This is a genomic window from Gabonibacter chumensis, from assembly GCF_024741215.1.
Classification (GTDB): Bacteria; Bacteroidota; Bacteroidia; order Bacteroidales; family Marinifilaceae; genus Gabonibacter; species Gabonibacter massiliensis.
The window spans coordinates 823,708-846,321 of record NZ_JANSKB010000001.1; the positions used below are offsets into that span (position 1 = coordinate 823,708).

At 42.0% G+C, this 22,614-nt stretch carries 20 protein-coding genes; 10 read left to right on the forward strand and 10 right to left on the reverse strand.

What is annotated here, in order from left to right:
- Positions 1 to 14: 14 nt before the first annotated feature.
- From NVS78_RS03600 to NVS78_RS03630, 7 genes are all read left to right on the forward strand, one after another.
- Positions 15 to 2,072, forward strand: a complete 2,058-nt coding sequence (locus NVS78_RS03600) for an acetate--CoA ligase family protein (RefSeq protein WP_286357962.1) — start codon at positions 15 to 17, stop codon at positions 2,070 to 2,072.
- Positions 2,073 to 2,314: 242 nt separating this feature from the next.
- Positions 2,315 to 3,001: a hypothetical protein gene (locus tag NVS78_RS03605; RefSeq protein ID WP_286357963.1), complete on the forward strand. Its 687-nt coding sequence runs from the start codon at positions 2,315 to 2,317 to the stop codon at positions 2,999 to 3,001.
- A gap of 71 nt (positions 3,002 to 3,072) precedes the next feature.
- Positions 3,073 to 3,717 carry a flavodoxin domain-containing protein gene (locus NVS78_RS03610; RefSeq protein ID WP_286357964.1) on the forward strand — a complete coding sequence of 215 codons (645 nt, stop codon included), beginning with the start codon at positions 3,073 to 3,075 and terminating at the stop codon, positions 3,715 to 3,717.
- Between the two features lie 358 nt (positions 3,718 to 4,075).
- Positions 4,076 to 4,654, forward strand: a complete 579-nt coding sequence (locus NVS78_RS03615; RefSeq protein WP_286357965.1) for a 30S ribosomal protein S16 — start codon at positions 4,076 to 4,078, stop codon at positions 4,652 to 4,654.
- Between the two features lie 8 nt (positions 4,655 to 4,662).
- Complete coding sequence (gene rimM, locus NVS78_RS03620) at positions 4,663 to 5,196, forward strand: ribosome maturation factor RimM (protein ID WP_286357966.1); 534 nt, start codon at positions 4,663 to 4,665, stop codon at positions 5,194 to 5,196.
- Positions 5,197 to 5,480: 284 nt separating this feature from the next.
- A complete protein-coding gene (locus tag NVS78_RS03625; protein ID WP_286357967.1) occupies positions 5,481 to 8,045 on the forward strand; it encodes an adenosylcobalamin-dependent ribonucleoside-diphosphate reductase in 2,565 nt (854 codons plus the stop codon).
- 120 nt (positions 8,046 to 8,165) lie between these two features.
- On the forward strand, positions 8,166 to 9,107 hold the full coding sequence (locus NVS78_RS03630) for a bifunctional riboflavin kinase/FAD synthetase (protein WP_286357968.1): 942 nt from the start codon (positions 8,166 to 8,168) through the stop codon (positions 9,105 to 9,107).
- A gap of 47 nt (positions 9,108 to 9,154) precedes the next feature.
- On the opposite strand, the gene NVS78_RS03635 is transcribed toward NVS78_RS03630, so the two are convergent.
- The 9 genes from NVS78_RS03635 to NVS78_RS03675 all read right to left on the reverse strand — a co-directional run bounded on the left by NVS78_RS03635 (position 9,155) and on the right by NVS78_RS03675 (position 19,142).
- Complete coding sequence (locus NVS78_RS03635; RefSeq protein WP_286357969.1) at positions 9,155 to 10,393, reverse strand: porin; 1,239 nt, start codon at positions 10,391 to 10,393, stop codon at positions 9,155 to 9,157.
- 244 nt (positions 10,394 to 10,637) lie between these two features.
- Positions 10,638 to 12,194: a glycine--tRNA ligase gene (locus NVS78_RS03640; RefSeq protein ID WP_286357970.1), complete on the reverse strand. Its 1,557-nt coding sequence runs from the start codon at positions 12,192 to 12,194 to the stop codon at positions 10,638 to 10,640.
- Between the two features lie 42 nt (positions 12,195 to 12,236).
- Complete coding sequence (locus NVS78_RS03645; protein WP_059027004.1) at positions 12,237 to 13,931, reverse strand: Na/Pi cotransporter family protein; 1,695 nt, start codon at positions 13,929 to 13,931, stop codon at positions 12,237 to 12,239.
- 204 nt (positions 13,932 to 14,135) lie between these two features.
- The gene (gene groL, locus NVS78_RS03650) at positions 14,136 to 15,767 is read right to left on the reverse strand and encodes a chaperonin GroEL (protein WP_059027006.1); all 1,632 of its coding nucleotides are present in this window, start codon (positions 15,765 to 15,767) and stop codon (positions 14,136 to 14,138) included.
- 37 nt (positions 15,768 to 15,804) lie between these two features.
- Entirely contained in the window at positions 15,805 to 16,074 is a 270-nt protein-coding gene (locus NVS78_RS03655) for a co-chaperone GroES (protein WP_041503344.1), read from the reverse strand.
- Positions 16,075 to 16,224: 150 nt separating this feature from the next.
- Positions 16,225 to 16,596: a preprotein translocase subunit SecG gene (gene secG / locus NVS78_RS03660; protein ID WP_286357971.1), complete on the reverse strand. Its 372-nt coding sequence runs from the start codon at positions 16,594 to 16,596 to the stop codon at positions 16,225 to 16,227.
- Positions 16,587 to 17,324, reverse strand: a complete 738-nt coding sequence (locus NVS78_RS03665) for a DUF8458 domain-containing protein (protein ID WP_286357972.1) — start codon at positions 17,322 to 17,324, stop codon at positions 16,587 to 16,589. Before NVS78_RS03665 ends, secG begins: the two co-directional genes overlap by 10 nt.
- A gap of 20 nt (positions 17,325 to 17,344) precedes the next feature.
- The gene (locus NVS78_RS03670) at positions 17,345 to 17,863 is read right to left on the reverse strand and encodes an LptE family protein (RefSeq protein WP_041503502.1); all 519 of its coding nucleotides are present in this window, start codon (positions 17,861 to 17,863) and stop codon (positions 17,345 to 17,347) included.
- Positions 17,864 to 17,912: 49 nt separating this feature from the next.
- On the reverse strand, positions 17,913 to 19,142 hold the full coding sequence (locus NVS78_RS03675; protein WP_286357973.1) for a sigma-54 interaction domain-containing protein: 1,230 nt from the start codon (positions 19,140 to 19,142) through the stop codon (positions 17,913 to 17,915).
- A gap of 235 nt (positions 19,143 to 19,377) precedes the next feature.
- Here NVS78_RS03675 and NVS78_RS03680 point away from each other — a divergent pair, with 235 nt between their 5' ends.
- The 3 genes from NVS78_RS03680 to NVS78_RS03690 all read left to right on the forward strand — a co-directional run bounded on the left by NVS78_RS03680 (position 19,378) and on the right by NVS78_RS03690 (position 21,666).
- Positions 19,378 to 20,067 carry a DUF4163 domain-containing protein gene (locus NVS78_RS03680; RefSeq protein ID WP_286357974.1) on the forward strand — a complete coding sequence of 230 codons (690 nt, stop codon included), beginning with the start codon at positions 19,378 to 19,380 and terminating at the stop codon, positions 20,065 to 20,067.
- Positions 20,068 to 20,198: 131 nt separating this feature from the next.
- The gene (locus NVS78_RS03685) at positions 20,199 to 20,780 is read left to right on the forward strand and encodes an RNA polymerase sigma factor (RefSeq protein ID WP_286357975.1); all 582 of its coding nucleotides are present in this window, start codon (positions 20,199 to 20,201) and stop codon (positions 20,778 to 20,780) included.
- Positions 20,764 to 21,666, forward strand: coding sequence for an energy transducer TonB (locus tag NVS78_RS03690; protein WP_286357976.1), 903 nt, complete (start codon positions 20,764 to 20,766; stop codon positions 21,664 to 21,666). Before NVS78_RS03685 ends, NVS78_RS03690 begins: the two co-directional genes overlap by 17 nt.
- Here NVS78_RS03690 and NVS78_RS03695 read toward each other — a convergent pair.
- Positions 21,637 to 22,611 carry a DUF4435 domain-containing protein gene (locus NVS78_RS03695; protein WP_286357977.1) on the reverse strand — a complete coding sequence of 325 codons (975 nt, stop codon included), beginning with the start codon at positions 22,609 to 22,611 and terminating at the stop codon, positions 21,637 to 21,639. The two genes, NVS78_RS03690 and NVS78_RS03695, sit on opposite strands and share 30 nt — an antisense overlap.
- Positions 22,612 to 22,614 lie beyond the last annotated feature (3 nt).

Consider the following 22,614-nt stretch of genomic DNA (forward strand, 5'->3'; position numbering starts at 1 on the left):
ATAGCAGTATTTTTATGGTAACAAAACAATTAATAGATCCGAAAAGCATCGTCGTTGTTGGCGGTTCGGATGATATTCATAAACCGGGAGGCGCTGTCTTGAGGAATCTGCAGGATGGAAACTTCAAAGGAGAGCTTTATGTGGTAAATCCTAAAATGGATGAAGTACAGGGGGTTAAATCTTATAAGGACGTGAGGGATCTTCCCGTGGTGGATTGTGCGATTTTGGCTATTGCCGCTAAGTATTGTCCTGCTGCCGTAGAAGTATTGGCAGAACAGAAAAATACCCGGGCTTTTATCATTTTGTCCGCCGGTTTTCATGAAGAGAACGAAGAGGGAGCGAAATTGGAAAAACAAATTGTTGATACCATCGATTCCGTGGGAGGTGCGTTGATCGGGCCGAATTGTATCGGGGTATTGACGAATCATTATAGTGGGGTTTTCACCCAACCGATTCCTAAATTGGATCCTCAAGGGGTAGATTTGATTTCCGGTTCGGGGGCAACGGCTTTGTTTATTATGGATACGGGAATGCAGAAAGGTATTAAATTTAATAGTACCTATTCTGTGGGTAATTCCGCTCAAATGGGTATTGAGGAGATTTTAGAATATATGGACGAATCTTTTGACCCGCAGACCAGCTCGCGGGTTAAATTACTGTACGTGGAGAGCATTGATAAACCTGAGAAGTTATTGAAACATGCTTCTTCATTGATTCGGAAAGGATGCCGTATTGCGGCTATTAAATCCGGCGGGTCTGCTGCCGGAAGTCGTGCCGCTTCTTCTCATACCGGTGCGATGGCCAGTCCTGATGTTGCCGTAGAGGCTTTATTTAAGAAAGCCGGTATCGTGCGTTGTAACGGTAGGGATGAGTTGATGACGGTTGCCGGAATATTTATGCATCCTGAGTTAAAAGGGAAAAATATGGCGGTCGTAACGCATGCCGGGGGACCGGCCGTGATGTTAACGGATGCGCTTTCTAATGGGGGTATGGATGTTCCGCGTATCGAGGGCGAAAAAGCACAGGAACTGTTAACGAAATTGTTCCCGGGCTCATCGGTAGGAAATCCGATCGATTTTCTGGCGACAGGTACGGCCGAACAATTAGGGTATATTCTGGACGCTTGTGATCGCGATTTCGATCAGATCGACGGGATGGCCGTTATTTTCGGAAGTCCGGGATTATTTCCTGTTTTCGATGTATACGATGTACTGAACGAGAAAATGAAGAGTAGCAAAAAGCCGATATTCCCCATATTCCCTTCTTCCAAGATCGTGAAAGACGAGATAGATGCTTTCGTGGCCAAAGGACGGGTCTATTTTCCGGACGAAGTTCTTTTCGGAAACGCGTTATGTAAGATCATGAAGACGCCTGCTCCTCAGCCTGAGTATTTTGAGATGCCTGATATGGACGTGAAGAAGATTCGGGAAGTCGTTGATCGGGCTTCCAATGGCTATTTAGCTCCTGAAGATATACATCGATTGTTGGATGCGGCAGGTGTTGCCCGCGCGAAGGAGGGTGTTTCCGATAAAGAAGAGGAGGTTGTGAAACTGGCCAAAGAGATCGGATTCCCCTTGGTAATGAAGGTCGTAGGTCCGGTACATAAATCCGACGTGGGAGGAGTGGTGCTTAACGTGAAAGACGAAGAGACCGTTCGACGTGAATTTAAGCGGATGATGCAGATCAAGGACACCTATGCGATCATGCTTGCCCAACAATTGCGCGGAACGGAGGTGTTTATCGGTGCCAAACGCGACGATAAATTCGGCCATATGGTGCTTTGCGGTTTGGGAGGTATTTTTATTGAAGTGTTGAAAGATGTGAATGCCGGATTGGCCCCTATCTCGAAGAAGGAAGCACAGACTATGATACAGGGTTTGAAATCCTATAAGATTATTCAGGGTGTCCGCGGACAAGAGCCGGTAAATGAGGATAAATTTGCCGAAACGGTCATGCGGATATCTGCATTAGTTAAAGTAGCACCCGAAATTTTTGAGATGGACCTGAATCCGTTGTTAGGAAATAAAGACGGGGTTGTGGCCGTGGATGCCCGTATCCGGATCGAAAAATAAGTTCTTTTGAAGCCTGGCAAGATGTACAGAGTAGGAAAAAGAGAATGATCATCGTATTAGGAGTATTGTTTATGGCAGTACTCCTAAGTTTTGGTCGCATTAGCCGGGCATTCGGAAGAGGGATTTCTTGGAAAAAGTAAGCTCTTCCGATTCCGTGGGAGAAAAGAGAGCGGATCGATCTTAATAATGGAATAATTTATATAGGGTTTTGTTGGGTGTGTACGAAACCATTATGGAGTAAAATGAAAAAGAAAGACATTATTTTTATAGGGTGCGTGGTCATTTGTCTACTTCCCTTTTTCGTGTCGGAAGACGTATACTCTTTTTATAAGACGTTCAACGCGGAGCATGGTATGATCATGAGTTTTCTGAAGTTTGCGATTTTATCGACTTTAGGAGAGTGTATAGGATTGAGGATCAGTGCCGGCGTGTATAATCGAAAAGGTTTCGGGATATTGCCTCGGGCTTTTGTATGGGGTATTTTGGGTATGGGTATAAGTATGGCGATGACGATATTTGCCAATGGTGTGCCTGCTTTTCTGACGACGATGGGAATGACCGATGCGATGACCGTTATGGGTGCTTCTCTCTCGTGGCCAAAGGTGTTTGTGGCTTTTTGCATATCCGTGGCAATGAATACGATTTTTGCTCCTGTGTTTATGACTCTGCACAAAATAACGGATACTCATATTATCAATAACGGAGGGACTTTACGCGGATTTTTTACTCCCATTCCCATGGGAGAGATCATGGCCAATTTAAATTGGCGGGTACAATGGAATTTTGTGTTTAAAAAGACGATACCCTTTTTCTGGTATCCCGCTCATACCATAACTTTTTTGTTGCCGGGAGACATGCGCGTGCTTTTTGCCGCTTTGCTGGGTGTCGCCTTAGGGGTTCTGTTGGCCATAGCGACGCATAAAAAGTAAAGTCCTGTTAAACCTTTCATATTTTCCATCGTATAGTTTAAGGAACAAAGCATTAACTTAAACAAAAAGATATGGAAAGAAAAGATACAGGAAAAAGCAGTAAGCAAAAAAGTACACAGAAAGAAAATGAGGCTTTACGTTTAACAGCGGATCTGGAAGGCAATTATCTGTTGGAAGAACGGGTTTCCGATTTGAAGTGGTTAGGGATATTTTATGCCCCGACAGGAGGAAGTGTACACCGTGTCGCTAAAATCTTAAAGCGAAAAATAGGTGCTAAGCGGGTGGAGATGTTTCATATTTCGGAGATTCCAGCGACGAGGTTGTTGGATTACAAGAACATCATCATCGTGTGTTCTTCTTTGGGGCGCAGTACTTGGGAACGGGAACAACGGGACCAGTGGGCCAAATTTTTCCCGGCCATGCGGAAGCTTTCTTTACGTGACCGCCGGGTGGCCTTGGTCGGTTTGGGAGATCACGTAACCTATCCTGCTAATTTTGTAGATGGCATGGGATACATGGCCGAGTTGGTAACCCAATTAGGGGCTGAATTGGTCGGAAAAACTTCAACGGACGGGTATGTTTTCAGCGGTTCGGCGGCAATTGTGGATAATCTTTTTGTCGGCTTGCCTTTGGATGAAGATTACGAATCCGAAAAGACCGAACCCCGCTTGGATAAATGGCTCTCCTTGGTGTTGCCTGAATTTGAAGATATTTAATTATATGGAAGTTCGATACATAAAAAGAGATTGCTTGTCATCGGCGGTCTCTTTTGTTTTTAATGAAGTACGTTCCTATGCTATATGAGACAAGGAATGTACATGGAGCTTAGCGATTCGTTATCAATTTAATCGCGTAAAGGAAATTAGATTGAAAACGATAAAAATCTACGATGGAAAAATGGCTTCTGAATAGGCTGCCTTCGGGGGCGGGGAGAGAGGGAAAAAGAGAGGTGTCGGGCCGGGAAAGTAAAAATAGCATTTGTGTTTGAATTTAATTTTTTTACTTCGATTAAATGACTATATTTGCACCGCCTATCGAGAATAGGCAGTAATTCAATCATTTAAATTTGACTAAATGGCAACTAAAATTAGATTAGCAAGACACGGTCGTAAAGGCAGACCATTCTATCATGTAGTGATAGCAGACAGTAGAGCTCCGCGTGACGGAAGATACATCGAAAGAATCGGTTCCTATAATCCGATGACCAATCCCGCTACGATCGATTTAAATTTCGAGAGAGCGTTGTATTGGATGAATGTAGGAGCTCAACCGACAGATACGGTGAGAAGTATTCTTTCTTATGAAGGAGTTTTGTTGAAAAAACATTTGTTGGAAGGGGTGAAAAAAGGTGCTTTCGATGAGGCTGCTGCCGAAGCGAAGTTCGAAGCATGGAAGAAAGAGAAAATGGCCAAGATCCAATCCAAGATCAATCGTTTGGCCGACGAGTCAGAAAGTGCTTACAAGGCACGTGTAGAAGCTGAAGCTAAAGTAAAAGAAGCTCGGGCAGAATTGATCGCTAAAAAACAAGCTGAGATTGCTGCTGCTAAAGCAGAGGCTGAAGCCGCTGCCAGAGCAGAGGTCGAAACGGCTGCTACTGAGGCTGCGGAAGCTGCGGAGACGCAGGCAGAGACTGAAACTCCCGCTGCAGAATAAGGTTTGCGATGATCAAAAAGGAAGATTGTATAAAGATTGGTGAGGTTGGCAAAACGCATAGTTTGCAAGGTGCTGTTGTTGTTTATTCTGATAACGATCTTCTCGAACAATACAAGGAAGAACCGGTGTTTATTCTTTTGGAAGGAGCGCCGGTTCCCTTTTTTATAGCCAAAGACGGATTGATGAAGAGAAATCATTCGTCCTATATCATCAAGTTTGATTATGTCGATTCAATGGCTCAGGCGGATCGTCTGATTGGCAAAGAGCTTTTGATGGATAAAGATTTAGTGGGGGAGAAAGAGGAGGAAGATTTACCTTTTGAACTTTCCGAATTAATAGGATTTTCCGTTCAGGATATATTTACGCGAGAATCCGGCGAAGTGGTCGATGTAGCCAATTATTCCGGTAATATGCTCTTGTCTATTCGAATCTTCTCGAAAGAGATTTTACTTCCGCTTTCCGAAAGATACGTGAAAGAAATCTCGGAAAACGAACAACTTCTTCGAGTGGAAATACCGGAAGAGATCAAAGAATTATACTAATTCTTTTGAAGCGATTGTTCCATTCTACGTTTCATTTGTCGAATATTGGAATTTAATGTTTACATGATGGGGTTATTGTAAAATTATCTGTAGTTTATAATGAATTTATATTTTGGAAATTTTTTTCATGTTTCATGAAATTATATGTAGTTGATATACAATAATATAACTCATTATTATGGAAAACTTTTTATTGATGTTAGTAAAAATATTTTTCCAAGAAGTTTTTTTTATTTAGTTTTGTTTGATCGGAAGTGAACATAAAAAAAGACTTATTATATAAAATGGAAAAAACTACTACTCTGATTAAAAAGCAAAAAGAGACCGTGGAACAGAAAAAGATTTATACGCAGGAAGAAGCTTACTCGAGCTCTCTTGACTATTTTAAGGGAGATGAATTGGCAGCGAGGGTCTGGGTTAGTAAATATGCTTTAAAAGACTCTTATGGGAATATCTTCGAGTTGAATCCGAACGATATGCATCGTCGGTTGGCATCTGAAATAGCCCGGATAGAAAGAAGATATTCGAATCCGTTAAGCGAGGAAGAAATCTTTGAGGTGTTGAAAGATTTCAAGTACATTGTACCGCAAGGCGGACCGATGACAGGTATTGGTAATGAGTTTCAGATTGCCTCTTTATCCAATTGCTTCGTTATCGGGAATGAAGGTCCGTCCGATTCTTATGGAGGAGTCATGAAGATTGATCAGGAACAGGTACAACTGATGAAACGAAGGGGAGGAGTAGGACACGATTTGTCTCATATCCGCCCGAAGGGATCGCCGGTTAAAAATTCGGCTTTAACTTCAACCGGAATCGTTCCTTTTATGGAGCGTTATTCCAACTCGACCCGGGAGGTGGCACAAGACGGCCGTCGGGGGGCTTTGATGTTGAGTGTATCTATCAATCATCCGGATTCGGAAAGTTTTATAGACGCTAAAATGACGGAAGGTAAAGTGACCGGAGCCAATATTTCCGTGAAGATTGACGATGAATTTATGCAGGCTGTCGTAGAAGAGCGGGAGTATGTTCAAAAATATCCGGTTTACTCCGAACACCCGAAAAATATAAAACAGATCAGTGCTGTTAAATTATGGAATAAAATCGTCTATAACGCCTGGAAGTCGGCTGAACCGGGTATTTTATTCTGGGATACGATCATTCGGGAGAGTGTACCTGATTGTTATGCCGATTTGGGTTATCGTACCGTTTCCACAAATCCTTGCGGTGAGATACCGTTATGTCCTTATGACTCTTGTCGGTTGCTGGCGATTAATCTCTATTCATACGTAAAAGATCCTTTTACTCCGGACGCTTCGTTTGACTATGAGCTGTTTGACAAACACGTGGGAATCGCTCAACGTATCATGGACGATATTATCGATCTGGAATTGGAGAAAATAGATGCTATTCTGGATAAGATCGACAGCGATCCGGAGGAGGAAGAGGTGAAAGGCGTTGAAGTCCGGTTATGGCATAAAATTAAACAGAAAGCGAAAGAGGGAAGACGTACCGGAGTGGGCATTACGGCGGAAGGAGATATGTTGGCGGCGTTGGGACTACGTTACGGAAGCGATGAGGCTATTGATTTCTCCGTGGATGTGCATAAAAGATTAGCGATTGCGGCGTACGGTTCTTCTGTTGATATGGCTCGCGAGAGAGGTGCTTTTAAGATTTTTGATGCCGAAAGAGAGAAAAATAATCCGTTTATCTTGCGTTTGAAGGAGGCTGCCCCCGAGATGTATGAAGAGATGTTAAAATACGGTCGGCGGAATATTGCCTGTCTCACGATTGCTCCCACGGGAACGACCAGTCTGATGACACAAACCACCTCCGGAATCGAACCGGTTTTTTTGCCGGTATATAAACGGAGAAGGAAAGTGAATCCGAACGATAAGGATGTACACATCGATTTCACGGATGAAACGGGGGATTGTTTCGAGGAATTCATCGTGTTCCACCATAAATTTATGGTTTGGATGGAGAAAAACGGATATGATATTCATAAACGTTATACCAACGAAGAGATTGATGCCATGGTGGCTAAATCTCCTTATTACAGAGCAACCTCCAATGATATTGATTGGGTCGCCAAGGTCCGGATGCAAGGACGTGTCCAGAAGTGGGTGGACCATTCGATCAGTGTAACCGTAAACTTACCGGCTGATGTGACGGAAGAGTTGGTCGGTCAACTTTACATTGAGGCATGGAAAAGTGGGTGTAAGGGATGTACGGTTTACCGGGACGGTTCTCGTTCGGGAGTGTTGGTAGCCAATAAAGAGAAAAAGCAGGAGGCCGGAAGTATGCCTTCGAAACGTCCGAAAGAGTTGGATGCGGAGATCGTTCGCTTCCAGAATAATAAAGAAAAATGGATTGCTTTTATCGGATTGTACGAGGGAAAACCCTATGAGATCTTTACGGGTATTGCCGACGACGAAGAGGGAATCATGTTGCCGAAGGCCGTGACGGATGGTAAGATCGTGAAAAATGTGGATGAGGATGGAAATAGCCGTTACGACTTCCAGTTTTCCAATAAACGGGGGTTTAAAACAACAGTGGAAGGATTATCCTATAAATTTAACAAAGAGTATTGGAACTATGCCAAATTGATCTCCGGCGTTTTGCGTTACGGAATGCCTATCACTCAGATTGTGGAGTTAGTGGCTGCCATGGAGTTTGATAATGAAAATATCAATACTTGGAAAAACGGAGTGGAGCGTGCATTGAGGAAATTTATTCCGGATGGAACGGAGGCTACAGGGTCTGTTTGCGAAAATTGCGGTTCGAAATCGATTGTTTATCAAGAAGGATGCCTGATCTGCAAGGTTTGCGGATCCTCTAAATGCGGTTGATGCTGTTATTTTTTGATATAAAAGTGAAAGAAGCTGTTCGATAAATGAATCCGGACAGCTTCTTTACTATTTTTTTGTATTACTTTTGTGGTAAGGATTCTAAGTAATTAAGGGTTGATCATGAAGGTTCATTACGGTGTTGAAAATATAGAAATAAATCGTCCGGTTCTCACGATCGGTAGTTTTGATGGGGTACATTTAGGGCATTTAAGTGTGATTGAGCATTTGAAAGAAAAAGCCCGGCAAATGGGAGGGGAGTCTGTGATCATAAGTTTTGAACCTCACCCGCGGGAGGTTCTCTATCCCATGGAAAAGAAACCGGGGATATTAACGACCTTACCGGAGAAGATCTCTATTTTAGAGCGTTGTGGTATTGACCACTTGATTATCCTTGAGTTTACCCGGGAGTTATCCGAACTGTCTTATGCCGAATTCGTGGAGTCGATTTTAATCGGTAGGATCGGTATAAAAGCTCTGGTGGTGGGATATGATCATCGGTTTGGAAAAGATCGAACCGGGAATTTTGAAAATTTGCAGCAGCTGTCTCGAAAATATCATTTTTTACTGGAACAGGAAAAAGTGTTTGTGACGGAACACGTGAACGTAAGTTCTACGAAGATTCGTAATGCCTTGGCTATTGGAGACATCAGACGGGTGAATCTGTTTTTGGGTTATCCTTATTCCGTTACGGGGGAGGTGATTGAAGGGCACCGGTTAGGGAGGAAATTAGGGTTCCCCACGGCTAATTTGCAGGTAGATAATGAACGAAAATTATTACCGGCGAATGGAGTATACGTCGTGCGCGTGAAAGTCGGCGAAGAGGTTCATCCCGGGATGTTGAATATAGGGATTCGTCCTACCGTCAGCAATGACGGAAGAACTTCTCTTGAGGTTCATCTGTTTGATTTTGCACGAGATATATACCGTCAAATGTTAACGGTGGACTTTGTAGCCCGGCTTCGCGGAGAACAGAAGTTTGACGGGGTGGATGAATTGAAGGAACAGTTGGAAAGGGATAAGAAGGAGGCTATCCGTTTACTGCAAGAGGGCCATTCCCGATAACTGTTTGCTTTTCAGGAATGGCCTATTGATAAAAATAGCAGTAATCTTTAGAACCTGTATTGTATCATCGTATTGATACGGTTTGCATTACCATACTCTTTGTTGAAGTCGTTGCGGCGTCCGTACACGTATTCTATACCGCAACTTCCATACTCGGAAAAATCCCAAAATAAATTGGCTGCGGCATATTGAGCGTATTTATATGATGTGCTTGGCATTCCGTATTGTTCCAGTACCCTGGCATAACTATACATGATGTTTGAGGAGAGTTTCTCATTCCATTGATGAGTGAAGCCGACAAAGCCTCCCCAGGCGTTGAATGCTTTTAAACGGGAGTCGTCCGTCTCACTTGGAACCAGGTCCAGACCTGTGCCGGAAAGATCCTGAATGTAGTTGGAAATGCCTTTTCCGTAAACCCCCTGAAAGTTGAAAGAGGTATTTTTTGCCAATTGCCAGATACCGCTTAAGGCAACTCCCCAACCGGTTACGATTTCGTCTTTATCTTTTGCCGTATTTTTATAGTACATGTTTCTTAGGATTCCTCCCGCCTGTAAATGACTGCCGTCTTTGAAAGTGTATTTTACAGTTAAGGGGATATCCGGAATTCTTTGATGAATATATTCTGTGGATTTGGCCTCCGTGTAAGAGGGCTCCACGTACTCTATGGCTAAAGAAGCTTGTAGGTTTTGCGTGAAATCGTAGGTATAACGGATTTGAGGTTGGCGTAATGCGATTTCGCTCGAAGGACCTTCTTCGTCTATCGTTGCGGGGCCTGCAGAGATATCACAGAAAGTGCTCCAGGTTTTACCGATCGTAAATCCTTTGAATTTAATAAAAGCTTGTCTTAAAATAGGAGTATTGTTCTCCCCTTCAAATTCCATTTCCATATAGGTCACTAAACGACCGACTTCAGTATCTCCGACTAACTTGAAAAATAGACGGGATTGACCTATTGTAATGCCGTAACGTCCGCCTGCTTGTTGTCCTTTAAGAGCGATGGAATTCGTTGTGAAATAGTTATCGTTGGGAACTCCGTTAAAATCATATAATCCTTGAACCTGAACGAAGCCGCCTACACCGAAAACAAAATTTTTGTTTTTATTGAAAAAAACAAATCGCGGGGAGGCAGGATCATTGAAAGAGAGAGGAAAAGCCTCCTTCATCATTTTGTAAAAGTTATCCGCATCATTTTTGGCCGATACGGAGGTTACGTTGACCTGTGCGCGAGTTTCGGAATAGCTACCGCATATTACGGCGATCAACAATAGAAAAATCCATTTTCTCATAGCATTACAATTATTAGGTTATTATAAATTTCTAATAGAATATCATAGAGCTATATACGACGTGAAAAATTGAAAGTTGAGAGGGTGGAGTTAAAAGAAACGAAGCCTGTAATATAAAAAGATAAAAGGATTCAAATTGTTTGTATTTTATAAAAAGGACGTTTATAAACCTTGGCAGAGAATGGGGATAAAAAAATCGCTATCCGATAAGACAGCGATTTTCAGTATATGGTTCTTTACAAATTTACAGGGTAACTTGATTTAATAATTGCTTTATATCTGTTTTGGCTTTCAGTATATCGAAGAGACGATCGATGGCAACCCGCTCCTGTTCCATGGTATCCCGATAACGGATCGTAACGGCATTGTCCTCTAATGTTTGATGATCGATGGTGATACAGAACGGAGTACCGATGGCGTCTTGCCGACGGTAACGTTTCCCGATGGAGTCTTTTTCGTCGTATTGACACCTGAAATCTAAGCGTAATAGTTTCATGATCTCCTCTGCTTTTTCCGGCAGACCGTCTTTCTTCACTAATGGCATGACGGCTAATTTTATAGGAGCTAAGGCTGCCGGTAATTTTAGGACGATCCTGGAATCTTTCGAACCGCCTTCTTTGCTGATCTCCTCTTCGTGATAAGCAGCCGAAAGGACTTGTAAAAACATCCGGTCTACTCCGATAGAGGTTTCAACCACGTAAGGAACGTAAGATTCATTTAATTCGGGATCGAAGTACTGTATCTTTTTGCCTGAAAACTCCTGATGACGTTTTAAGTCGAAATCAGTACGGGAATGAATCCCTTCCACCTCTTTAAAGCCGAAAGGGAAACGGTATTCAATGTCTGTGGCTGCATTTGCGTAATGGGCTAATTTCTCGTGGTCGTGAAAACGATAATTTTCTGCACCGAAACCCAATGATTGATGCCAGCTCATCCGGGTTGTTTTCCATTTTTTGAACCACTCTAACTCGGAGCCCGGCCGTACAAAGAACTGCATTTCCATTTGTTCGAATTCCCGCATACGGAAGATGAATTGTCGTGCCACGATTTCATTCCGGAAGGCTTTTCCGATCTGGGCAATACCGAAAGGTATTTTCATCCTTCCGGTTTTTTGTACGTTTAAGAAGTTTACAAATATCCCCTGGGCTGTTTCCGGGCGGAGATAGATCTTACTTGCTCCTTCCGCTGTCGAACCCATTTCGGTAGAGAACATCAGATTGAATTGACGAACTTCCGTCCAGTTACAAGTCCCGGAAATAGGACATACGATTTTATGGTCAATAATGATTTGCCGTAATTCTGCCAGATCATTGTCATTTAGGGCTTTAGACATTCTTGCTGTCAATTCCTCTTTTTTTCGGAGAGTCTCCGATACTTGCGGATTGGTTTGTTTGAATAGATTCTCGTCGAAGCTCTCTCCAAATCTTTTTCTGGCTTTGGCAACCTCTTTTTCGATCTTGTCCTCGTACTTGGCAATATGCTCTTCGATTAACACATCTGCCCGGTATCTCTTTTTGGAATCTTTATTATCGATCAGAGGATCATTGAAGGCATCTACATGTCCGGAAGCTTTCCATATGGTCGGATGCATAAAAATGGCAGAATCCAAACCTACCACGTTCTCGTGTAGCAATACCATAGAATCCCACCAGTATTTTTTTATGTTATTTTTTAACTCCACTCCGTATTGCCCGTAGTCGTATACAGCCCCTAATCCATCGTATATTTCGGAAGATGGAAACACATATCCGTATTCTTTACAATGTGCGACCAATTTTTTAAATACATCTTCTTGTGCCATATTATTTAAGAATTATGATTTATAAATCATTAAAAATACGAATCAATTATCTCCGCCGATCTCTTTTATTGCCTCCGTTACGTTGATAGCATAATCCCCGATTTTTTCACATTCGAAGAAAATGTCACTATAGATAATACCTGTAGCGTAATCGTATTTTTTCTCTTCGATTGCCGTGAGGTGTTCCTGTTGTAAAATCGTTCGGTAATCATTGATTGTTTGTTCTACTTCATAAGCTTTTTTGGCCTTTACTTCTTTATACTCCGTAGCCAGATTAGCACACATAACAACCAAAGCTTCGTCCACGATATCGAGCATGTGTTGTAACTTCTCGTCTATGAAATCTGGAAAAGTGATGTTTTGACTGTTTCTTCGCCCGATGGCTTTGGCTATATTCAAGGAAGAGTCGGCAATACTTTCTATCTCGGAAACAATACGGAACATGGCCCGGACACGCTGGGAGTTCTCGGTAGAAAGCTTGGATTCCGAAACTTTGGTCAGGTAATCGGCGATCTCGACCTCCACCAAATCACTTTCATCTTCTAATTTATCGATCTTATTGAATTTTTTCTCGAAATCTTTCGTCGGAGTATGTAAGCATTCCACGACGAGCCGATACATATCCAAGGTATTATTTCCATAGTGCGTGATCTCCTGTTTCGCTTGGAAAAGAGAAGCATCCGGAGTAGATAGTAAACCGATTTTGATGTGTTTCAAGGTAAAAGCGTCATCTGCCGTCTCTTTTGATTTGATGATGCGGGTAACCAGTCGGGCAATCACTTTTGTGAAACCGATAAGAATAACGACGTTAGCTACATTGAAGCAGGTGTGAAACAAAGAGAGGGCAACGGGAACGGAACCGATATTGGTAAAAGGATCGCCGATCCCGAGGTGTTCGCTAAGTCCCGCAACCCATCTTAAGAAAAAAGGAAAAATGGCAAGGACCCAGATGACTCCGAATACATTAAACAGGAAATGGGCGAAAGCCGCTCTTTTGGCCGTTGTGTTAGCTATCATGGCAGCCAGGTTGGCCGTAATAGTCGTTCCGATGTTTTCGCCTAATACCATGGAAGCGGCAATATCGAAGCCGATCCAGCCGTTGGCGCACATCACCAGGGTTAAAGCCATGGTGGCTGAGGAGGATTGGATAAGGATGGTTAAAGCCGTTCCGATCAGCATAAATAGAATATAGGAACCGTATCCTAAATCCGTGTAATTGTGTAAAAAGTTTAGAATCTCCGGGTTTTCGTGGATGTTAGGCATCGATTTTTGTAAGAAATCCAACCCGATAAATAGTAATCCGAATCCGATAATTAACTCTCCCCAGCTTTTTCGAATTCGTTTGGCTGAAAAGAGTAAAGGTAGACTAAGTCCGATTAAAGGGAGGGAGAGGCTGACCATACTGACCTTAAATCCGAGGATGGAGATTAACCAGGCAGTAAAGGTGGTTCCCACGTTGGCTCCCATGATGACCCCTATGGAACCGACTAAGTTTAATAGTCCCGCATTCACGAAACTGACAACCATAACGGTAGTCGCCGAGGAACTCTGGATAATAGTCGTAATTAATAGTCCGGTAATGACACCTTTAACCCGATTGGAGGTCATGGCTGCCAGTATGTGTCTCATTTTGTCACCCGCAACCTTTTGTAAGGCCTCGCTCATCATCTTCATTCCGAAGAGAAACACTCCCAGCGATCCGATTAACTGGAGAAAATCAAGAATGGAATAATTCATAAATATACTTTTCCTAACAAAAATAAAATTTGCGACGGTAAAGGTATATAAAGTAAATAAAAAAAGCCTCTATTACTACCCCTTTTTTGTTTTTAACCAATTAAATCCTGTGAAATTGTATTAATACCCTCTATTATGTCGTAACGGGGATAATAAAAAACCGATCGAAAGCTCGATCGGTTTTTTATGGTCATATGCATGTTTTTACATCATTCCGGGCATTCCTCCGCCCATAGGAGGCATTGCCGGTGCTTCTTCTTTCTTTTCTTCAACTAACACACATTCGGTTGTTAAGAACATTCCGGCGATAGAGGCCGCATTTTCCAAGGCGACACGGGCAACTTTCTTCGGATCGATCACTCCGGCTTCCAACAGGTTCTGGTATTCGTCGATACGTGCGTTATATCCGAAATCTTTTTTGCCTTCTTTTACGCGATTAACGACAACAGCTCCTTCTACTCCCGCGTTGTGGGCAATTTGACGAAGCGGTTCTTCAATAGCGCGTTTGATGATTTCTATACCTGTGGTTTCGTCTTCGTTTTCACCTTTTAAGCCGTTCAAGGCTTCAATGGCGCGGATATAGGCAACACCCCCTCCCGGAACAATTCCTTCTTCAATGGCAGCACGGGTTGCGCTTAACGCATCGTCGACCCGGTCTTTTTTCTCTTTCATTTCCATTTCAGAAGCGGCTCCGACATAAAGGACGGCTACTCCACCGGCTAATTTGGCTAATCTTTCTTGTAATTTTTCTTTATCGTAATCGGAAGTCGAATTCTCGATCATCTTCTTGATTTGATTTACTCGTTCGACGATGGCTTCTTTTTTGCCGGCTCCGTTTACGATGGTTGTATTCTCTTTGTCAATGGTCACTTTTTCAGCTCTACCCAACATATCGATGGTTGTGCTTTCCAATTTCAATCCTTTCTCTTCGGAGATAACAACTCCACCGGTTAGGATGGCTAAGTCTTCCAACATCTCTTTTCTGCGGTCTCCGAAACCGGGGGCTTTAACGGCGGCGATCTTCAACGAACCTCTCAAACGGTTCACCACTAATGTTGCCAGAGCTTCGCTTTCCACGTCTTCGGCTACGATCAATAAAGCACGGCCTGATTGAGCTACCGGTTCCAGAACTGGAAGCAACTCTTTCATGGTGGAGACTTTTTTATCGTATAGCAAGATGTAAGGATTATCAAATTCGACTTGCATTTTTTCCGTGTCGGTTACAAAATAGGGAGATATATATCCCCGGTCGAATTGCATTCCTTCTACTACTTTCACCTCGGTTTCGATTCCTTTCGCTTCTTCCACGGTGATAACTCCCTCTTTGGTTACTTTTTTCATGGCTTCGGCGATCAAAGAACCGATCGTATCATCTCCATTAGCGGAAATACGGGCTACCTGACGAATTTTTTCGTAGTTTTCTCCTACCTCCTCTTTTTGTGCTTCCAAACTCTTAACTACGGTTATGACTGCTTTGTCGATTCCTCTTTTCAGATCCATCGGATTAGCTCCGGCTGTAACGTTCTTAAGACCTACGTTAATGATAGATTGGGCTAAAATGGTTGCGGTTGTGGTCCCGTCCCCGGCATCATCTCCCGTTTTGGAAGCGACTTCTTTTACCATTTGGGCTCCCAGGTTCGCATAGGGATCCGATAATTCAATTTCTTTTGCCACGGAAACCCCGTCTTTCGTGATATGAGGAGCTCCGAATTTTCTCTCGATTACAACATTACGACCTTTCGGACCGAGGGTTACTTTTACTGCATCTGCCAACTCGTCAACACCCTTTTTCAGTAAGTCGCGGGCTTCCATATTGAATTTTATCTCTTTTGCCATAACGATTTTTATTTAAATTTTGATTTACGATTTGAGATTAGAGGACAACCAAAACGTCCGTTTGATTCATTACTAAATATTTCTTATCATCAATGTGAAGTTCTGTTCCGGCGTATTTTCCGAATAAAACGGTATCGCCAACTTTAATTTCCATTGGTTCATCATGTTTTCCATTACCTGTTGCGATGACAACTCCTTTTTGTGGTTTCTCTTGTGCTGAATCCGGAATGATAATTCCAGATGCTGTCTTTGTTTCTGCCTCTACCGGCTCTACGATGATTTTGCTAAGAACAGTCTTTAGTGCCATAATTCTTATCGTTTAAAAGTTTATATTAATTATTTCGATTCGTTTTTAATTACGACAGGAAACTTGCATTTTCCGTGCCAAACAAAAAAATGTCAGTATGACTGACATACTGACATTTTTACTTTACGAGTTTTGTCGTTATAATGTTTCCTATTTTTCTTCCGGAGTTGTAGTTTTATTTTCTTCAGATGACGTATTATTGTCTGTACTTCCCGTTGAAAAGTCGGGCATGGACTGTTGTATTGGGACGGTCATATTACCGATTTTTTCCTGAATGGCAGATTTACCTCCCTGTTCTTCTCTGGGAATAAGCATAGAGGCTGCAACACATAGAACCAACATGGCTCCTGCTAATGTCCAAGTCGCTTTCTCCAGAAAATCCGTTGTTTTTCTTACGCCCATAATTTGGTTTGAGGAAGCAAAAGTGGAAGATAACCCACCTCCTTTTGAATTTTGCACCAAAACAATCAGTATAAGTAAAGCGCAAACAATAAAGATCAAAACAGAAATAACTATGTACATGATGAATTCGTATTATTATTTATTATCTCTTTAATTTTTTCGATTTGGTTTGCAAAGTAAATACTTTTTTCCGGATATTTCAAACTTAATTTTAGATAAGTTGCGATAGCCTTGTCATATAGTTTTTGTTTCACGTATATTTTAGCTAACGTTTCTGAAAAGAAACTTTCGTTTTCTTCTATGGCTATCCCGGAGTTTTTACTCGAGTCTTCCGGATCTTTCAGGATGGGTCTGCTCTTTTGCTCGGGCCCTTCCATGGGAACATCCCGATTGGTGTTTTTGTTTTTTGAAGGTCTTCTTAAAACATGTGCAATCTCGCTTATCGGCAAGATTTCTTCGTCGGGAAATTCGTTTTCGATTCGATAAGGTATCAGTAACGGTGTCGCGGGTGATGAGGGATCTTTTTTCAGGTTGACCTCCTCCGTGTCTTTGATGAATTCAATGGCCATGTGGTTTTTTGCGTCAGACTCAAAAAAGGTAAATGCCATTTTTTCCTCTAAAGGGATCATATCATGCAGAAACCGGTAAAATTGTTTGTGATCAGGGATATGGATGGTGTTTTGTTTCAATTTTTCAGTATAAGCGATTTGTCCTGAAACATGCAATAGTTTCAGGTATATCATCCGGGGAACGGCGAAGTAAGGAAATTTTTCTATTAAGCTCTCCAATGCTTTTAATTTTTCATCTTCTGCCTCATGCGAATGAATGAATCCGATTAGTTCGTTCAAATTCACTGATCTGTTAAATGTTACCAGTTGACAAATGCTTTATTGTATACGTCTTCGATAATTTCATCAACGATTTTTTTGATTAAATCGGCTTCGATAGCATCGTAATCTTCATCGATACCGTAGTTTTGATAATGGGAAAACCGGGAATCGAAATTTGATTTGCCTGTTTCGTCTTTCGTGTTGGTATATTTTACCCGTATCTCAATGGTTAATCGGTTGGAGGCTGCCACTTCGTTGTTCTGTATCTCCATCGGACGTTGGGAAAACCCGACAATCTGCCCTTCGAAACGTACGTCTCCGTCATTATTGGTTACTTCTGTCAGGTTGGTCCTGGAACGGAGGTAACTTTTCAATGCTTCTGTAAAATTTGATCCTAAATCCGGAGCGAATGCGGTTTTGTTCGAAAAATAATCGACGGAAAACGTTTTCACGTCGGGAGATATCTGGGCTCCGGTAAATGAATAGCTTACGCTCGCTAACTTGCAACCGCTAAAACCAATAGCCAATAATAATACAGGTATAATTTTTTTAATCATAAGCAGTTTATAAAACTTAGTGAACAAAAGTAATAAACTTTTCCAAGAATCAATTTTCAATATCGTATTCTTTCAATTTTCGATATAAGGTCCTTTCCGAGATACCGAGATCTTGTGCCGCTAATTTTCGTTTCCCGTGGTTCTTTTCCAGAGCCTTTATAATCATCTCTTTCTCTTTTTCTTCTAAGGAAAGAGATTCTTCAATAACAGCTTCGGTGTCTTCGATGTGTTCTTCCTCTTTAGGGAAAATTTTTGTAACAGGCGGTTTCCCGAGTTCTGCCGGGGCCGTATCGTATAAATTCCGGAGAACAATAGAGGTCGAAGGTTTGATATCTGTTTTTTCTATCTGCTCTTTTTGCATGATGTCGTACACGAGTTGCTTTAAATCATTCATGTCTTTTTTCATGTCGAAAAGAATTTTATAAAGGATCTCTCTTTCATTGGCAAAACTCTGATCGTTCTCCGGGAGGTTGGTAAGAGTCGGAAGGTTGTTACCCTGTTGGGGAAGATACTCTTTTAGTGTTTGGGCATCGACGATTCTTTCCCGTTCCAGGATAGAGATTTGTTCGGTAATGTTTTTCAATTGCCTGACATTACCCGGCCAGGAGTAATTTTCCAATACGAAAGCGGCTTCCTCTGAAAGTTTAATCGCCGGCATGCGGTATTTCTCGGCAAAATCTGCCGCAAATTTGCGGAAAAGTAGGACAATATCTTCTTTACGTTCCCGAAGCGGGGGAATTTGAATGGGGATGGTGCTGATCCGATAATAGAGGTCTTCTCTGAATTTACCGTTTTTTACTGCCGAGGGGAGATCCACGTTGGTTGCCGCGATAACTCTCACGTCGGTTTTTTGCACTTTCGAAGAACCGACGCGAATGAACTCCCCGGCTTCGAGTACGCGTAACAATTTAGCTTGAGTGGATAGAGGCAATTCCCCTACCTCATCCAGAAAAATCGTTCCCCCGTTGCTTACTTCGAAATATCCCTTCCGGTCTGCCAACGCTCCCGTGAACGAGCCCTTTTCGTGTCCGAACAGTTCGGAATCGATAGTCCCTTCGGGGATAGCTCCGCAGTTTACTGCAATGTATTGAGCGTGTTTACGGCTACTGTAACTATGAATAATACGCGGGAAGATCTCTTTCCCCACTCCGCTTTCTCCCGTTATCATGACGGTGAAGTCCGTGGGGGCGACTTGTATAGCTTTTTCTATTGCCCTGTTTAATTTTAAATCGTTACCGATAATTTCGAATCGTTGCTTAATGGCTCTTATATCTTCCATTTTCCAATTTCTGTTTTAGAATTATGCCTATCTGCAAAATTAGCAGTTTTTACTGACATAATTACATTGTCAAAAATAGTTTTTATCATCTTTTCCGTTTAACGGATAACTTTGGAAAATGACTTACGTAAAAGTAAAAGTTTGAATTCGGTGACGTGGATAGAATATTTTATTAATTTGATTTTTTTTTGGAGTTAAATTTATATATTCGTGACAAATTAAAAGCACAGAAACAATGAGAAACACATTAATGATTGCGGCACTCTTGGCCTTTGTTTTGGCCGGATGCCAACCCAAGGTTCAAAATCTGAACGTTAAGCAGGATCATTTGTCTCATACGACAGGTGATTGGAGTATCGAAGTAAAGCATTCGGTTTTCTCCTCTTCGACTCCGGCCGTAAACAAGAGTTGTGAGGTTTTGAACGGAGAAATCCAGAAATGTTTAAACGGTTTGATCGATAGTTTGAAAGCAGATGCGACCGATTTTTTTAAAACCTATGTCACGGATACGACAAATCGTCCGGTATGGAGTTATGAGTTGGTTGCGGGCGATAGCGTATTCATGGCGACAGACGAATACGTGAGCGTTCTTTTAACGGTCTATACTTTTACGGGGGGAGCGCACGGAATGACAAGCTTTTATGCCTTTAATTATGATGTGAAAAATCAAAAACTGCTGTCTCCGAAGGACGTTGTAAATTATTCCAGGGAGAAAACAATCAATACCCTGTTAAAAGCACATTTTAAAAATCCGGATGATTGTTTTACTACGGACCCAACATTGGATGCCGTAACGGCGATTAATTTTAATCAGAAGGAGTTGTGTTTTACTTATGCGCAATATGTATTAGGAGCTTATGCTTGCGGTGTGGCGCAAATAAATGTTCCCCGGACGGAGTTGAAAGGAGATTTATTCATTCATTAGCATATTGTAAATTGTCTCTTTTGCCTGATCTCGGTTCTTATGAGAAGCTGAAGGTAAAAGAGACAATTTTATTCTGATGGGTTGAATTACTCCGACTTTATTCATATATTTGTGGAAAAGAGTGTGTAAGCGTGATTCCTGTAGATAGATATAGAAGTGATGAAGAACTTTTACAACTGTATTGTAAGAGCGGGAAACTTATTTATCTAACCGATCTGTACAAGAGGTACATGCCTTTGGTATATGGTGTTGCGTTGAAATACCTCAAAAAGCCGGAGGATGCTCAAGATGCTGTCATGCAGTTGTTCGAAAATACGGTGGAAAAAGCTAAAAGTACGAAAATAGAAGTGTTTAAATCTTGGCTTTATACCTGTACGAGGAATTATTGTCTGATGGAGTTGCGAAAAAAAACATGGAATGTTTCTTTAAATTTAGATCATTCGTTTATGGATTTCTGTGAAGATTTGCATCTTGAATTCGATGGAGAGAATGAAGAGCGGGAAAAAGCGGTGCGGGAGTGTATGGAGGAGTTACCCGAGAAACAGAGAATTTGTATTAATCACTTCTTTTTTGATGAACTTTCCTATAAGGAAGTGGAGATGCGAACGGGATTCTCTTCTAAGAACGTGAAGAGTTTTATTCAGAACGGGAAACGGAATTTGAAGCTTTGTATAAATCGGAAAGGCTTGGGTGTCTATGATAGGGAGCAATGACATAAAAGAGTATCTTCGAAGTAATCGAAAAGGCCAGGCGGCTAATCGCCTGGAAAAAGATGCTTTGTCCGATCCTTTTTTGTATGAGGCGATGGAAGGATTGTCGCAGATTTCCGATCCTATGGATGGTTTGATACGTTTGGAACGACAGCTCGATGACCGGGCTTCGGAGGAGAATCACTTTAGGCAATGGGTATGGGGAATCGTTGCCGGAGTCATTGTCGTTACGGGTATTGCATTGTGTTTTTTATGGCCGGTCAACGAGACGGAACAGAATGTGATGTTGAGCAAGGGTGGCGAAAAGGCCAGTGTACCGGGGGGGGAAATAGAGAGCCCTGTCGCATTGTCGAGAAGTATGATGCCGGATTCTTTGGCAAAAAATGCAAAGCCGGTCATAATGGCCGATGCGGAAAGAGCAGATACGGTTAATACGGAGAAAGAAGATGAGATGATGGATCGTACCGTTCAGAATATCAAGGAAAAAGAAATTCGAATGAAAAGAAGTGTAATGGGGAGTTCGGTAAAAGTTGATTCCGGAATGCAGAAAACGAAAGGAGATTCTCTTATGGCAGAAAATGTCATCCGTTTTAATCGCTACGCGGAGAAGAATTTGAAATACCCGAAGGAAGACGTAGAGGAGAATAGAGCCGGAGAGGTCCGACTCTCTTTCGAAATTAATCAAAAAGGCGTACCTTCCCATATACGGATAGCTGATGGTTTTTCTTATCCCATAAATGATGAAATCATCCGTTTGCTCGTCGACGGTCCTCGGTGGAAAAAGGTCGATGGGATAGGAAGGGTGGAAGTGATTGTCCGTTTCGAATTAGGAAAAGAACGAAAGGATGATCGTGCTGTTTTACGTTTGGTAGACTTCGTTGAAAAATGAGCGGATATCTCCTTCTATTTTCAGGATGGCCGGGTAAGCCCCAAAATGTAAATTTTTTTTCAATTGTTCGTCGATACTGTTTCTATAACCGAAAAGATTGATTTTTGAAATCTCTTTGCCGGATGATTCCCGGGCTGATCGTAAAATCTTTTTGCAGACCTCTTTGTGCAAAGAGTAGATCAGATCGTAAACATTATGTCCCCTGACGAAAAAATAGGTATTCTCCGGGACTAAGCCTAAGTTTTCGTATTTTTCCTTTAACATATCGAGATCGGCTTTGGGATATTTACGGTGTAAATAATTTGTTTTCTGTCTGATACGTTGTTGTAGCTCTTGAAGCAGTCGTTGGGCGTTATGCCGGATGTCCGGATGGGGACCTCTCCACCGGGGAGTGATCAATTCGTTGAATTCGGAAATTGGAAAACGTTTGGGATCTGCAACGAGAAAATAGAGATGCCATAAGAAAAGTTCGTAAATAATACGGGAAAATGCCTTTATGAATCGGTCGAAATCAAAAATCGTATTGGGCAATGTGGTGATTCGTTGGCAAATTTCATTTAATCCCTTTCCGTAACAATGGTGGTTTTCGAAAGAATAAGTATAGGTTTGAAAGACAAAATGCTTTATGCTCATTTCCCGTTCTTGCAGTAAGTAGCGGTAGTCACTGTCGATGCAGATAAAAAATTTCGGTCCTAAAAATTTCAGGTATTTCAAGCATTGAGTTACTCCTTTCGTTTCGTTTCCCCTTTCGTTTCGGGAGCCTGCGATGAAGTGAAAACGGTCCCGGGGACGGAAATGATTGAATATTTTGCTCCAAAACAGGATATCATCCTTATCTTCAACATGTATGGCGGCTCGACAGCGTAACATTTGCGCATCCATCATAAAACGTTTGGCCGCATGATAATAATATTTCTCTTTATTAATATCGACAGTAGGGAACATGTA